13 protein-coding genes are annotated in these 14,430 nt (G+C 57.7%); 4 read left to right on the top strand and 9 right to left on the bottom strand.

Annotated elements, in window-relative coordinates:
• Positions 1-108 precede the first annotated feature (108 nt).
• The 4 genes from C0039_RS05935 to C0039_RS05920 form a co-directional block, all read right to left on the bottom strand.
• Positions 109-984 (bottom strand): DUF3014 domain-containing protein, encoded by an 876-nt coding sequence (locus tag C0039_RS05935; protein ID WP_101517556.1) that lies wholly within the window; start codon positions 982-984, stop codon positions 109-111.
• An 83-nt stretch (positions 985-1,067) separates the two neighbouring features.
• A complete protein-coding gene (locus C0039_RS05930) occupies positions 1,068-1,841 on the bottom strand; it encodes an amidohydrolase (protein ID WP_075998652.1) in 774 nt (257 codons plus the stop codon).
• Positions 1,829-2,977, bottom strand: coding sequence for a methionine aminotransferase (locus C0039_RS05925; RefSeq protein ID WP_101517555.1), 1,149 nt, complete (start codon positions 2,975-2,977; stop codon positions 1,829-1,831). Before C0039_RS05925 ends, C0039_RS05930 begins: the two co-directional genes overlap by 13 nt.
• Positions 2,974-3,453, bottom strand: a complete 480-nt coding sequence (locus C0039_RS05920) for an Lrp/AsnC family transcriptional regulator (protein WP_101517557.1) — start codon at positions 3,451-3,453, stop codon at positions 2,974-2,976. The genes C0039_RS05925 and C0039_RS05920 overlap by 4 nt, the downstream gene beginning before the upstream one ends.
• A gap of 127 nt (positions 3,454-3,580) precedes the next feature.
• Between C0039_RS05920 and C0039_RS05915 the strand changes: the two genes are divergently transcribed.
• Entirely contained in the window at positions 3,581-7,069 is a 3,489-nt protein-coding gene (locus tag C0039_RS05915; RefSeq protein ID WP_101517554.1) for an indolepyruvate ferredoxin oxidoreductase family protein, read from the top strand.
• 3 nt (positions 7,070-7,072) lie between these two features.
• Here the strand turns inward: C0039_RS05915 and C0039_RS05910 are convergent, their stop codons facing one another.
• Positions 7,073-7,849: a queuosine precursor transporter gene (locus C0039_RS05910; RefSeq protein ID WP_076002062.1), complete on the bottom strand. Its 777-nt coding sequence runs from the start codon at positions 7,847-7,849 to the stop codon at positions 7,073-7,075.
• Between the two features lie 6 nt (positions 7,850-7,855).
• The gene (locus C0039_RS05905; protein ID WP_075998649.1) at positions 7,856-8,557 is read right to left on the bottom strand and encodes an SDR family NAD(P)-dependent oxidoreductase; all 702 of its coding nucleotides are present in this window, start codon (positions 8,555-8,557) and stop codon (positions 7,856-7,858) included.
• A gap of 128 nt (positions 8,558-8,685) precedes the next feature.
• Between C0039_RS05905 and C0039_RS05900 the strand changes: the two genes are divergently transcribed.
• Positions 8,686-9,168: a 6-pyruvoyl trahydropterin synthase family protein gene (locus C0039_RS05900; protein ID WP_076002061.1), complete on the top strand. Its 483-nt coding sequence runs from the start codon at positions 8,686-8,688 to the stop codon at positions 9,166-9,168.
• Positions 9,169-9,249: 81 nt separating this feature from the next.
• Positions 9,250-9,945 (top strand): aquaporin Z, encoded by a 696-nt coding sequence (gene aqpZ, locus C0039_RS05895; RefSeq protein ID WP_101517553.1) that lies wholly within the window; start codon positions 9,250-9,252, stop codon positions 9,943-9,945.
• Positions 9,946-10,012: 67 nt separating this feature from the next.
• On the opposite strand, the gene prlC is transcribed toward aqpZ, so the two are convergent.
• From prlC to C0039_RS05880, 3 genes are all read right to left on the bottom strand, one after another.
• Positions 10,013-12,046: an oligopeptidase A gene (gene prlC, locus C0039_RS05890; RefSeq protein WP_101517552.1), complete on the bottom strand. Its 2,034-nt coding sequence runs from the start codon at positions 12,044-12,046 to the stop codon at positions 10,013-10,015.
• A 64-nt stretch (positions 12,047-12,110) separates the two neighbouring features.
• Positions 12,111-12,638: an RNA 2',3'-cyclic phosphodiesterase gene (thpR, locus tag C0039_RS05885; protein ID WP_101517551.1), complete on the bottom strand. Its 528-nt coding sequence runs from the start codon at positions 12,636-12,638 to the stop codon at positions 12,111-12,113.
• Positions 12,638-13,963 (bottom strand): DEAD/DEAH box helicase, encoded by a 1,326-nt coding sequence (locus tag C0039_RS05880; RefSeq protein WP_084179088.1) that lies wholly within the window; start codon positions 13,961-13,963, stop codon positions 12,638-12,640. The genes thpR and C0039_RS05880 overlap by 1 nt, the downstream gene beginning before the upstream one ends.
• 70 nt (positions 13,964-14,033) lie before the next feature.
• On the opposite strand from C0039_RS05880, the gene C0039_RS05875 reads away from it, so the two are divergent.
• On the top strand, positions 14,034-14,430 hold a 397-nt coding region (locus C0039_RS05875), incomplete at its 3' end, for a cation:dicarboxylate symporter family transporter (protein ID WP_133125946.1).

The raw sequence follows: 14,430 nt of genomic DNA, 5'->3' as shown, positions 1-14,430 counted from the left end.
AGGCGAACCTCAAATGAGATTCGCCTTGTGATCCCAAACTGTGGGACAGCAGTGGGGTTTACCCGCCTTTTTTATGCGCGCTCAGCGAGCGGGGTGGTGGTTGAGTGATTACTGTCCAAGCAGCGCGGTGCGCAGAGCGCGTGCTTTCTGTTGAATAATGGCCTGGTTATCCGGGCCCATACGCAGGATTTGCCGGGCCATTGGGCTTAATTCCTCCAGGGCGGGGTCCTGATAGGCGTAAGTTTCGATCCCGGCAACCAGCGCCGCCGGGGCCTGCAGCACGGGAACCGCTATCACCTCGTCCAGTGCGCGGATCAGGGCATTGTCAAATTCCTCAGCAGGGTAGCCCAGGTTGGCATAGGCCTGTTCGGCCAGCGGACGAAATCGATGGAATGCGTTCGCGAGAGTGGCTGTATCTACAGCCGCCACCGCTTTTGCATAAGCGTCGTAGCGCGCATAGCTTTTTGGATCGATGACCGTTTGACCATCGACCTGGGTAACGCTGAATTCTCCCGACGGTGCTGGAAACGGCAATACCTCACGTAGCACCGCCCCATTGCCGGCGGCGTCAAGAAACGCTGCGCTGCGTTCCAGCAGGCTGTCTTCGCTGAGTGCCGCAGCAAGGACGGTGTCCTGTAGTGGTGCTGACAGGGTCTGCCTTACAGCGACGTCACTTTCTTCGAGCGTCAGTGCCGGCTGTGGTGCTGTGACCGGTTCATCAGCAGCCACGCTGCTAACCTCAGGGGCGGGTTTCACCCGGGGAATGTCCGGGGCAGGTGGCCGGGGTGGTTGCGGTTTTCCTGGCTTCCCAGCGGTTGCGGCCATGTCGGCCGTCGGCGTCTGCGCAGGTGTTCCGGCTTCGTCAGAGCTGAAAAACCAGACAATGCCGACTATCAGCAGTAGCGCCCCAAGCGCAACGGGAAGACGATAGGATCTGCGCGTAAGCGGCTCTTCGTTGTAACGGTCATCCGATTCAGCTTTCATGGAAACACCTCCTTGGTTAGTTTCGCCAGTCTCTACGTTCTGACTCGCCCTGCCTCGTGTGGTTCACCGGCATGAAAAAACACTCAGTCCAGATGAAATGAGTCGGCATCGCGGTCTGCTGGGAAACCCTCACGATATGCTCTCAAGCTCTCCGCAGAAAGCAGGACATTATGCGTTGCAGCGGTGTTCTGCAAGTCCGCTAGCAGTTCTCCGTCTGCAGCCACCGCCATACTGTCACCACTATAGTCTAGACTATTGGCGTCCTTACCGATTCGATTTACACCCACCACAAAGGCCAGGTTCTCAATTGCCCTGGCAATGAGCAACTGCCGCCAGTGCGTACGCCTTGCTGCTGGCCAGTTGGCGACGTAGAGCGCGAGGTCGTAGTCGTTGCGATTGCGGCTGAACACGGGGAAGCGCAAGTCATAGCAAACCTGCAGTAGTATGCGCCACCCGCGCCATTGCACGACAATTCTCTGGTCTCCACTCTGGTAGCGTTTGTGCTCTCCAGCCATGCGAAAGAGGTGCCGCTTGTCGTAGTAGTGGCATGCCTGTGGCGTTGCAAAGAGCATGCGATTGACTACTACACCCTCATCTTTGAGTACGGCGATGCTGCCTGTGATAGCGCAATCAAGCCGTGCGGCCTGCTGCAAAAGCCATTGCTCAGTCTCGCCGCCGGGATGCTCCGCATTGGCCAGCGCATTCATGGAGAAACCCGTGGTGAACATTTCCGGCAGTACTACCAGGTCGGTTTCAGATGGAAGTTTTTCAAGTTCGGTACCGATTTGGGCCCGGTTGTCCGCCGGTTTTTCCCAGGACGGTTCGAACTGGACAAGGCTTGTACTCAGATTTTGCATAACATCTCCGCAGCCTCCAGCAGCACCTCATCGCGCTTGGCGAAACAGAAACGTAGCAGTCCTTGCCGCGGTGCCCGTTGATAAAAAACCGAAACAGGAATGGACGCGATACCCGGACTGCGGGTCCATTCTTCGCTGAGTTGGCGGTCAGGCAGATCGCTGATCGCGCTGTAGTCCAGGAGTTGGAAGTAGGTTCCCTGACTGGGGCGCAAGGTAAAGCGCGAGGGCTCAAGGGCATGGCAAAACAGGTCTCGCCTGCGTTGATAGGTGTCCGCCAGCGTCGCTGGATAGCCTGGGTCTGAGGTGAGAAAGTCTGCGATGGCTTGCTGTACCGGAGTCACTGCGACAAAGGCTACGAACTGATGTACCTTGCGTAATTCTGCGGTTAGTGCTGGCGGAGCGACGCAGTATCCGGTTTTCCACCCGGTAACGCTGAAGGTCTTGCCGAACGAGAAATGAGCAAAAGCACGCTCGCGCAGTCCGGGGCGCTGCAATACGCTGTGATGTTGTTGTCCATCGTAAACCAGGTGTTCGTAAACCTCATCGGAGCACACCAGCAGATTGTGTTGCTGGGCCAACTTTTCCAGTGTTTGTAAATCCGCCTCTGACCAGGTGGTGCCAGTGGGGTTATGGGGTGAGTTGATCACGATCATTCGTGAACGTGGGCTTAACGCCGCTTCTATCGCAGCCCAGTCCGGCGCGAAGCTGTCGCCCTGCAGCGCAACGTGTATCGCACGGCCTCCTGCCATGTGGATTGCCGGGGCGTAGGAGTCATAGCAGGGGTCAAGCACAATGACCTCGTCGCCACTGTGCACGCTGGCCATGATCGAACAGTAAATTCCCTCGGTTGCTCCGGGTACGATGGTGATCTCTGTGTCCGGGTTGCAGTTCACATTGCGGTGCAATGCCAGTTGCCCGGCCAACTGTTCACGCAGCGCAGGCAGTCCCGCCATTGGCGCATACTGGTTGTTGCCTTCCTTTATGGCCCGTGACATCGCTTCAAGCAGCGCCTGCGGAGGATCAAAATCCGGATACCCTTGCGACAGATTGAGTGCGTCGTACTGTGCCGCCAGGGCCGACATGCGCGTGAAAATCGTCGTACCTGTCGTCGGCAGTTTGCTTTTTATGAGAGTCATTGAAGCTGGCTATCCAGAGGGAGTTCTGTGCTGTTCTTTATTTCGGTGACAGCCATGTGCGAATGCAGTTCGCGGATCGACTCACTGGCGGTAAGCGTGTTGCGTGCGAAGTCCTCATAGTGGCGTATGTCACGGGTGACAATTTTAAGCATGTAGTCCCATATGCCGGTCATGGTGTAGCACTCTATCACTTCCGGGTGCCTGACAATCTCGCGTTCGAACTCGATCAGGTTCTGGCGGCCGGTGGAGGTCAGGTTGATGGTGGCAAAGACCACCACGTCCATGCCCAGAGCATTGCGGTCGAGCAGGGCTACCCGCCCGCGGATGAGGCCATCCTGTTCCATGCGATTGATGCGCCGCCAGCACGGAGACTGAGAAATATTGACCTTTTCTGCAATGGTTGCGGTGCTGGTGGTGGCATCCTGTTGCAACAGTTTCAGGATCTCCACATCCTGTTTTGTTAGAGAGAGGGTCAAAGTTTCCTCCAAAATGGCATTTATAGAATAATTTATGCATATACTGCCCTTATGGGCGTAAAAATCAAATAACAATTTCTTTCAATTTCAACCACACTTTAACCAATGATAAGACAGGGTGGTGACGATGGGTTCTGATCAATCTTCTGGTTTGCGCAAAGTTTCCCTTGATGACAAGTACGCGCTGGATACGGCGCGGGCTTACATGACCGGTATCGAGGCATTGGTGCGCTTGCCCATGCTGCAGCACCAGCGTGACCAGCAGCGCGGTCTGAATACGGCGGCCTATATTTCCGGCTACCGTGGCTCGCCGCTGGGCACGGTGGACCAGGCCATGTGGAAGGCGAAGCCGTGGCTGGCCAGGCACAACGTGCACTTCCAGCCTGGAATAAACGAGGACCTCGCTGCTACCGCAGTCTGGGGTAGTCAGCAGACTAACTTGTTCCAGGGCGCAAAGTACGATGGCGTATTCGGTATGTGGTACGGCAAGGGCCCCGGCGTCGATCGCTCCATGGATGTTATCAAGCACGCCAATGCTTTCGGTACTTCACGTTATGGCGGCGTGCTGGCGGTGGCGGGTGATGATCACGCGTGTAAATCGTCAACCTTGCCGCACCAGTCGGAGCATATGTTTATCGGCGCCTCTGTGCCGGTGCTGGCACCTGCCAATGTACAGGAGGTGCTGGACCTGGGCGTTTACGGTTGGGAACTGTCGCGTTACAGCGGCTGCTGGGTGGCGCTCAAGGCAATCACTGAAAACATGGACTCGGCTATCTCTGCGGATATAGACCCTAACCGCATAGAGATTGTACTCCCCGAGGAGTTCCACTTGCCGGCGGATGGTTTGCACGCACGCTGGCCGGACAAGCCGCTGGACCAGGAGTGGCGGCTGAACAAGTACAAAATTTATGCCGCACGTGAGTTTGCCAGGGTCAATGGTCTCAACCGGGTGGTCATTGATAGTCCTACCCCCCGCTTCGGCATCATCACCAGCGGCAAGGCTTATCTCGATGTGATGCAGGCTCTTGATGACATGGGCATTGACCAGGCGGCGGCGGCCGAGATCGGCCTGCGGGTATACAAAGTGGGCATGCCCTGGCCTCTGGAACCGCGCGTGACTGCGGCCTTTGCCGAGGGTCTTGAAGAGATACTGGTTGTGGAAGAAAAACGCTCCATCATCGAGGATCAACTAACCGGGCTACTCTACAACTGCGCTGTGCATTCGCGCCCTCGCGTATTCGGCGAGTTCGATGACAAGGGGCATGACCTGCTGCCCAACACGGGAGAACTGACGCCGGCCATTGTTGCACTCGCCATAGCCAGCCGCCTGCGCCGGTTCTATCAGTCCGAGACCATGGAGCGGCGAATCCGCTGGATTGAGGAAAAGGAAACATCACTCGCGCGTCCTCGCGCGACCATTGAACGTGTGCCCCATTTCTGCAGTGGCTGTCCTCATAACCGGTCCACCCGGGTGCCCGAGGGTAGTCACGCCCTGGGCGGGATTGGCTGTCACTATATGGCTACCTGGATGCCGGACAGGGAGACGCACACCTTTACTCAAATGGGGGGTGAGGGCGCTACCTGGATTGGTCAGGCGCCTTTTACCGACGCCGAGCATGTTTTCCAGAACCTGGGCGACGGCACTTACTTCCACTCGGGCATACTGGCGATTCGCGCTGCGGTCTCCTCGGGGGTGAACATCACCTACAAGATTCTTTACAACGATGCCGTTGCCATGACCGGCGGACAACCCGTGGACGGCACACTCACTGTTGCTGACCTGATCCTGCAATTGCGTGGGGAAGGAGTGCGCCGAATTGCGTTGGTTAGTGATGAGCCCCAACGGTGGCGCGGAAAATTCGGAACCACAGCCGGGTTCAGCCTGCATCACCGTGATGAGATGGACGCCTTGCAGCGAGAACTGCGCGAGTTCAAGGGTACATCAGTCATCGTCTATCAGCAGACCTGCGCTGCGGAAAAAAGGCGGCGTCGCAAGAAAGGCATATTGAAGGATCCCGCCAAGCGCCTGTTTATTAATGACGCCGTCTGTGAGGGCTGCGGCGATTGTAGTTTGAAGTCCAATTGTCTGTCGGTGCTGCCCAGGGAAACAACCCTGGGACGCAAGCGTGAAATCGATCAGAGCGCCTGTAACAAGGATTACAGCTGCGCCAACGGTTTCTGCCCCAGTTTTGTTACTGTGCTGGGTGGCAAGCTGAAGACATCCAGCGCCGACTTGAGCGCAGCAGAGGCATTGTTCGATCCACTGCCGGAACCGCAGCTGCCGTCGCTGGAACGTCCCTGGAACACGGTGGTTACCGGCGTGGGTGGTACCGGCGTTCTGACTATTACCGCACTGGTTGCCATGGCCGCCCACATCGAGGGAAAGGGCTGCGCCACCATGAACCAGACCGGGCTGGCGCAAAAGTTCGGCGCCGTGGTCAGTCATGTGCGGGTAAGCCAGAACCAGGAAGACATCATGGCAGTGCGCATACCGGCCGGTGAAGCGGATCTGCTGGTTGGCTGCGACCTGGTGGTCACCTCAGCCTATGAGGCCATGGGCAAGGTGGCCAGGGATCGCAGTTATGCCGTGGTTAACGCGGCTGAGGTGCCCACCTCGGCGTTTATCCTTGACCCTGACGCCCGGTTCCCCACTGCTGAAATGATGGAAAAGGTTATGACTGAGGTGGGTGAAGAAAGCTGCCACTTCATCGATGCGACCCGTATTGCCACAGAGTTGCTGGGCGATTCTATAGCCAGCAATCTCTTCCTTCTGGGCTTTGCCTGGCAGCGCGGCCTGGTCCCCGTTTCCGCAGCAGCTCTGGAGCAGGCTATCGAGATGAATGCCGTGGCGGTGAATTTCAATAAGCAGGCATTCCTGTGGGGACGTCGCTGTGCAGATCAGCCAGAGCGAGTTCTGGGGCTCTTGTCCGCGCCCGAAGCTACCGCTCCATCGACTCTTGATGAGGTGCTGGCAGACCGCGAGGAAAGACTGCGCCGCTACCAGAGCACTGCTTATGCCGACGTCTACAGCAAAGCGCTAGAAGCGATTCGTGGCGCTGACCCAAGGGCCTTGGAGCCGAACTCAATTACCATCAATGCCGCCAGGCAGCTGTATCGATTGATGGCATACAAGGATGAGTACGAAGTAGCGCGGCTATATTCAGACGGCGAGTTCCGGCGCAAGTTGGAGGCCCGCTTCGAAGGTGATTTCGAACTGCGTTTCAATCTCGCTCCGCCCCTGTTGTCCCGCCGCGACGCGCTGACAGGCGAATTGATAAAGCGTGAGTTTGGTCCCTGGGTGCAGTTCGCGTTCAAGTGGTTGGCGAAATTTCGGGGCCTGCGCGGTACGCCACTTGATGTCTTTGGTTACACCGCCGAACGCCGACAGGAGCGTCAGGACGTAGCGGATTATCGCAAACTTCTTGATAGCGTGTTGGCTGAAGTGGATTCTGGAAATTACTCGGTGGCCGTTGAGCTGGCGGCATCGGTAGAAAAACTTCGAGGCTACGGCCATGTTAAGGACCGTAACCGCGAACAGGTATTGGAGGAACAGGCCGGTTTGCTGCGGCGTTTACGCGGTGAAGAAGAAGTAGTGCGTTTCGTCAACGCCGCGTGAACCCTAACCGCCATCTTTCGCGCCGCCCGGCACGGCAATTTCGCCAGCATCCAGGTGCAAATAGCGGCGCAGGTAGTGTACACCGAGGTAGAAAGGCCCGGTATCCAGCAGGGCCACCGTTGCCTTGAACAGGTAGTTGCTGGCGACGAGAATGGCCAGCGTTTTGACGGTCATTTCTCCGCGCAGGAATGCGGCACCAAAGGTCACGGTGATAACCATCACTGAGTCCACCATCTGGCTCATCAGGGTACTGAAATTGTTGCGCACCCAAAGATATTTACCGCGAGTGACCCGTTTCCAGAAGTGGAACAGTTGTACATCGCAATACTGCGCTGCGATGTAGGCCAGCATAGACGCAAACACCGCGCCTGAGGTGGTCGCGTAGATCAGCTGATAGAGCCCCACCGACTGTTCCACAATATCACCGTTGGGCAGGGCGACTGGCGCGGCCAACTGCAGAATCTGCCAGGGAGGCATATTGCCTTCTGGCACTGCCGGTAAACTGTTCCCCAGCAGCAGCACACCCAGTATCATGAAGTTCAACCCCAGGCCGACGGTGACCAGAAAGTTTGCCCTGGCCTTGCCATAAAGCTCGCAGATGAGGTCCGTACACAGAAACGTAAGCGGGTAAGGCAGTACGCCCACGGCCAGGGCCATGGGACCCAGCTGCACAAACCGGGTGATGCCGATGACATTGAGCAGGGTCATGGCGCAGAGAAAAGTCCCCGCCAGCACCAGGAATACCCGCTCCCTGCGTTCCTGCAACTTATCGAGGGCCATGCTCACTCAGCTCTCTCTCTGTCCCAGGTTGGCGTGGAGCACGGCCCCATTGATGACCGGATGTCCGGCCGCCCACTGGATCAGCTCTGCGATTTCAACTGGCTGTACCAGTCGATTAAAACTGTTCATTCCGGCAATACCGGCTTCAACCGCGGCGTCCGTGCCGATATGCGTGCGCAGCATTTCGGTGTCGGTAAAACCCGGGCAGACCAGGGCTGTGTGTACTCCTCGTCCCATAAGGTCCTGGCAGGTCGCGCGCATCATCCCCAGTTGTGCATGTTTGCTGATAACGTAGCTGTATGACCCCGCCACTGCCTTCTCGGACAGTGTTGATCCCACGTAAACAATGCTGGAGCCGGTCCGCATCAGTGGTAACAGGCCGCTGTTGAGCCGATTAATGGCCACCACGTTAGTCTCCAGCACGGCCTGCAGGCTGTCGCTGGCGCAGTCATGAGCTGTGTCCTTGCGCATCTGGCTGGCGTTGTGAACCAGTGTCAGGTGGTCCGCCTCCCCAACAGATGCCGTCAGCTCTGCGATACAGTTCTCCACCGATTCAGCGGACGCGAGGTCGCATGCAAGGTTCTCAACTCCCTCCAGAGGACAGGCTCGTCGCGACAGATTAAATACGCGGTAGCCGTCGGCGAGAAAGAGTCCTGCAGTCGCTTTGCCAATACCCACACTGGCACCAGTGATAATTGCTGCTTTCATATAATTGCACCTGGAGAAAGGCGCCAAGGGTCGATGATTTGCCGCGGTGCGTCAAGCGGTGGGCGCAGCGGTTGCGCTCGTCATAGTCAGGCCCGACAATGCAGGCAGGCAAATTGAGCGAGTTACCAATGACGGAATATACCTCACTGTATATAGACAAAGAGAGCCACAAGTTCTCCGCAGCACACTTTACGATTTTTTCAGCGACTGAGCGGGAGCGCCTGCACGGCCACAATTATTCAGTGTCAGCCAGTTTTCTTGCACCTATGGGAGACAATGGCTTTTCAGCCGACTATAACGTCTACAAGAATCGATTAGCCCAGCTCTGCGACGAGCTGGATGAATACATGTTGCTGGCTGCAGACTCACCCTACCAGCAGGTTGAGGAAGACGGCGACTTTTACCGCGTGCATTTCAACGGCGAGCAGATGCTTTTTCTCAGGAGCGATACCTTGCTGCTGCCATTGCGCAATGCAACAGTTGAGGAGTTTGCCGGCTATCTTCTGCAGAAGCTGGTGGCTCTGTCTGCCGGAGAAGGTTTGCGGCAGATAGAGTTGTTTGTGGCCTCTGGTCCAGGCCAGAAAGCGGGTGCGGTCTGGCGCAGCAAATAACGGGTTTTGTGCTAGGCTGATGCAGCAGCATCGAAGATAGCAACACAAGATTGATAACGATAATAATGTGGAGAGGTTGTTATGAGCTTGAGCAAAAAACTGGGCGCCGAGTTTGTTGGGACATTCTGGCTGGTTCTGGGGGGGTGTGGCAGCGCTGTCCTGGCCGCGGCTTTTCCGGACGTGGGCATAGGACTGCTTGGCGTAGCGCTGGCATTTGGCCTCACCGTTCTTACCATGGCCTATGCGATTGGCCATATCTCCGGTTGCCATCTCAATCCGGCGGTGTCCGTTGGTTTAATGATAGGCGGGCGCTTCCCTGCAGGTGAACTGGTACCGTACGTGGTTGCCCAGGTATTGGGGGGTATCGCCGGCGCGGCGGTATTGTATGTAATTGCCAGCGGGCAGGCCGGGTTCGAAACGGCCGGGTTCGCCTCCAATGGCTTTGGCGAGCACTCGCCGGGTGGTTACACGCTGACGGCCGCGCTGGTGTGTGAGATTGTCATGACCTTTATGTTCCTGGTCATTATCCTTGGCGCCACGGATGAACGCGCCCCGGCGGCGTTGGCGCCGGTCGCCATTGGTCTGGGACTGACCCTGATTCACCTGATCAGTATTCCGGTTACCAATACCTCGGTAAACCCCGCGCGCAGCACTGGCGTAGCCTTTTTCGAAGGCGGCTGGGCCATCAGTCAACTCTGGTTATTCTGGCTGGCCCCGATTGTTGGCGCGGCACTTGCCGGTATTTTCTACAAGTGGCTTGGCAGCAGCGACGACTGATCTGCCTGCACACGCAGTCGCCGCGCGGGTTTGTGGGCCGCGCAGCCGCTGCAGGTGTGCACAGTTTTCAGGCGGCGATACCGCAGTGCCGCAACAGTGGCGCAATGTCCGGTTCCCGACCGCGAAACGCGATGAATGCTTCCATCGGTTCACGCGAGCCACCTGCTTCCAGGATCTCACGGCGGAAGTCGGCACCTGTCTCCTGATTGAATATGCCATCCTCCTCAAATCGGGAGTAGGCATCCGCCGATAGTACTTCTGCCCATTTGTAGCTGTAGTAGCCCGCGGCATAGCCGCCGCCAAAGATGTGGCTGAAACTGTTTTGGAAGCGATTGAACCCGGGGATAGGCACCACGCCTACCCGGGATCGCACCTCATTGAGGACGGACTGCACTGTCCCGGCATCGCCTCCCGACCAGTTCATGTGCAGCAGGAAGTCGAACAGCGAAAACTCCAGTTGTCGTGCCATCTGCATGCCTGATTGAAAATTCCTCGCAGCGAGCATATTGTCCAGTAGTTCTCCCGGTAGTGGTTCCCCCGTTTCGTGATGACCTGAAATGAAGGCCAGGGCTTCCGGTTCCCAGCACCAGTTTTCCAAAAACTGGCTGGGCAGCTCCACCGCGTCCCAGGGTACGCCGTTTATGCCTGAGACCGCGGCCACCGTCTGTTGCGTAAGCATATGATGCAAGCCGTGGCCGAATTCGTGAAATAGTGTGGTGAGCTCGTTGTGCGTGAGCAGCGCAGGCTGGTCGCCTACCGGTGGGCTGAAGTTGCATACCAGATAGGCCACCGGCAGTTGCAACTGCTGTTCGCTCAGGCGGCGTATCCGACAGCCATCCATCCAGGCGCCCCCTTGTTTGTGCGGCCGAGCGTAGAGGTCGAGGTAGAAGCGGGCGATAAGCTCACCATCCTGCAGCAGGTTAAACAATTTCACATCCGGGTGATAATTATCGAATTCCAGTTCTTCCTCAACGTGTATTCCATACAGTCGCTCTACGACGGCAAACAGGCCAGAAAGCGCCTTGTCCGCCGGGAGGTAGGGCCGAATATCTTCCTGTGAAATCTGGTAGCGCTGCTGCCGCAGTTTTTCACTGTAGTAGCCCACGTCCCAGGCATTGACGGTCTGCGCACCGAATTCTTCACGCGCGAAGTCCTGCAGGTCCTGCCACTCGCGTAAGGCCTGTTGGCGTGACTTTGCCGTGAGCTCTTCGAGAAATCCCACCACCTGCGCAGGTGTGTCGGCCATTTTGGTTGCCAGCGACAGTTCGGTATAGTTTTCGAAGCCCAGCAGCTGAGCTAGTTCCCGGCGCAGCTCAAGCGTCTCCACCATGACTTCTGCGTTGTCCCATTGGCCTGCGTGGGGACCCTGGTCTGATGCGCGTGTGGCATTGGCCTCATACACCTCACGGCGCAGATCGGCATTGTCGCAGTAGGTTAGTACCGGGAAGTAGGAAGGGAATTCCAGGTTGATCAGGTATCCGTCAACGCCGGCCTGCTCTGCGGCCTGTTTGGCGCCAGCCAACGCCGTATCGGGTACGCCGGCCAGCTCTGCTTTAGTTGCTCGCCGGGACCAGGCGTTAGTGGCGTCCAGTACATTGTCGCGAAACTTGCTGCTTAACTCCGAGAGGCGCTTTTGCAGTGCGCCGAAATGCTTCTTTTCGTCACCCGGCAGAGCGACGCCGGCGAGACGGAAATCGCGTAGGGCGTTGGTCAGTGCCTTGCGTTGTGCGTTGTCCAGGCTCTCTGCATCACTGTTGTCGGCGAGTTGCTGGTAGGCATGATAAAGCGCTTCATGCTGCCCCATCCAGGTGCCATATTCGGAGAGCAGGGGCAGGCAGGCATTGTAGGCTGCGCGGAGTTCGTCGCTACTGAGGACGCTGTTCAGGTGGGAAACCGGCGAGAATGCTCGCGTGAGTTCGTCGTCGAGTTCCTCAATCGGGTCAAGCAGGTTCTGCGCCGTGTAATGGGTCGAGCTGTTCAGTAACAGTTCGACCTGTGCTTTATTGCGCTCGATAAGCTTGCGAACAGTAGGTTCTACGTCTGCTGTATCAATACGGCTGAACTGCGGTAATTCGCTGCTTTGTATCAGGGTGTTGCTCATGTGGGATCTTCCAGATTGATTAGGCTGCCGGTAACCCTAATAGGTGGTGCCGCTGGCGCGGACTTCAAGGGCTCAGTCGCCAGTTTGCCACATCCGAGTAGTGCACGCCTTGACGGCCATTGCTTGACTGCAGCAGGGAGATGTTGCTGCAGTCAAAGCTGAAGTCCGGGGCTGAAAGCGGGGCGGGGGGAGGTTGGTCACAACCGCGGAAAAGGGTTAAATGTGGTCGATAGGCGCCGCGCTTACCCTTGCCTCCGGCCAGGGCACCGCGTGACTGCAGTTGGCCCGCCAGGTTGGCCAGTGCGCCTTCCCAGCGTGATGGGCCCAACCAGAGGATGCCCGGCCTGGGCCAGTAGCCGGTTGCGTTAAGTCTCAGCGTCTGCAGGTGTAGGCCCGGAGCCGTTAGCAATTCATCCGCTGCCTGACACAACGGGTCCAGCCGGTGGTGGCTGAGCTCCCCGAGAAAGGCCAGAGTGATGTGCAGGTTCGCCAGCGGCACCGGCCGCCCATCGGCAGAGATGCTGCGCTCGCGCCAATCGGCGATCTCCCGGGCGAGGTCAGGGCCGGGCAGTAGTGCAAAAAACAGCCGCATCACTCTACTGGATCTTTCTTCTTCATCAGGGGGGCGAAGCCATCACCAGAAAGCTGCTTGTTACCGCTGGGTCGCCCAAGGTTCTTTTTGTTGCGCGCCCGGGTCTTGCTCTTTGCCGGCGCCGATTTGCTGCGCTTCTTCTTGGTGCCTGCGGCTTTTCCCGAACCCTTTAGCTTCTTGGGCCCGCTGTAGCGTGCCTTCAGGCCGGCCAGGGTGCGCTTCTCGAACTCCAGTTGCAGGTAACGCTGGATGCTCACCATCAGGTTCCATTCATTGGCGCTGACCAGCGAAACGGCAAGCCCGCTGGCACCTGCACGACCCGTGCGCCCGGTCCTGTGCAGGTAGTCATCGCCGTTGTGAGGCAGCTCGTAGTTGACTACCAGGTCTATGTCTTTCACGTCCAGTCCACGCGCGGCAACGTCTGAGGCGCAGACGATATCAATCTTGCTATCGCGATACTGCGACAGCACGTGCTTGCGTTCTTCTGTACTCAACTCCCCATGCAGGCTGCCGCAGCGCAACCCGTGGTGACTCAATAGATCTGCAAGCCGCTGTGCCGTGAGTCGTTTATTGGCGAACACCAGTGCCCTTTGGTAACCGCCCAGTTGCATCAGCGCAACCAGCAGTTTGTCCTTGTGCTCCTGCGAGTCAGCCAGGATGCGCTGGTGATGGATACTGCTGTGCGGCTGCCGCACCTCGTTGACGGTGATCGCCAGCGGGTCGCGCAGCAACTCCCTGGCGACGCTGCCCAGTGCCCTGTGCTTCAGCGTGGCGGAGAGCAGGATTACCTGGCGGCTTTCGGCGCAGAAACCGGCTACTTTCAGGACCTCGTCGCGAAAACCCATATCCAGCATGCGGTCCGCTTCATCCAGGACCAGGGTTCTCAGCGCGGCGAGGTCTGCACTGCCTTTTTCGCAGTGCTCCAGTAAGCGGCCCGGTGTTGCAATAATAATTTCAGGGTTCTTGCGCAGCAGTGCTCTCTGGTACTTGAAGTCGGCGCCGCCTGTGATTGCCTGCGCCCTCAGCTGACTGCGTTGGCACAGGTCACGACAGTTCTTGAGCACCTGCCTGGCCAGTTCCCTGGTCGGGACCAGCACTACTACCATGGCACCTGCATTGCGCGCAGGCGGCTTTTCAAGAATGCGCTGCACCGCCGGTATCAGGTAGGCCAGTGTCTTGCCACTGCCTGTTTCAGCAGTAATCTGTAGATCCCGCCCGGCGAGCGCAGCTGGGATGACCTGAGTTTGTACGTCCGTGGCCTGATCAAAACCCAGCTCATCGAGCCCCAGTCGCAGTTCCCGGTTGAATTCAATAGTCGGCAGCACTGCCTTGCCTCTCGTTGTGACTCATCTGTTATCATCCTAGGGCAATTGAGCAGGGAACAACAGTCTAGCCATGAGCTTGTCGGGAAGAATTCTGGTTGGCCTCATGGCCGGTATCGTCACTGGCCTGTTTTTTGGTGACCTGGTCGCTGATCTCAAGGTGGTGGGTGATATTTTTGTGCGCCTGCTGCAGATTACGGTGCTGCCCTATATCGTGGCCTCGTTGATTTCCGGTATAGGCCGCATGAACATGGAAAGTGCCCGGCAGCTGGCGCTGCGCGGGACCGCCGTGCTGCTGTTCATCTGGGCGTTGGCCCTGGTCCTTATCGTGGCCGCCACCTTCGCCTTTCCCGATATCGATGCGGCTTCATTTTTTGGCAGCGCAGCCCCCGTCGAAGCGCCGTCGCCGAATCTCTACGACCTTTATCTGCCGGCCAATATTTTCTATTCGTTGACGAATAACTTCGTTC

The organism is Pseudohalioglobus lutimaris, assembly GCF_002866825.1.
Taxonomy (GTDB): domain Bacteria; phylum Pseudomonadota; class Gammaproteobacteria; order Pseudomonadales; family Halieaceae; genus Halioglobus; species Halioglobus lutimaris.
This window is presented reverse-complemented; position numbering and strand designations above follow the sequence as displayed.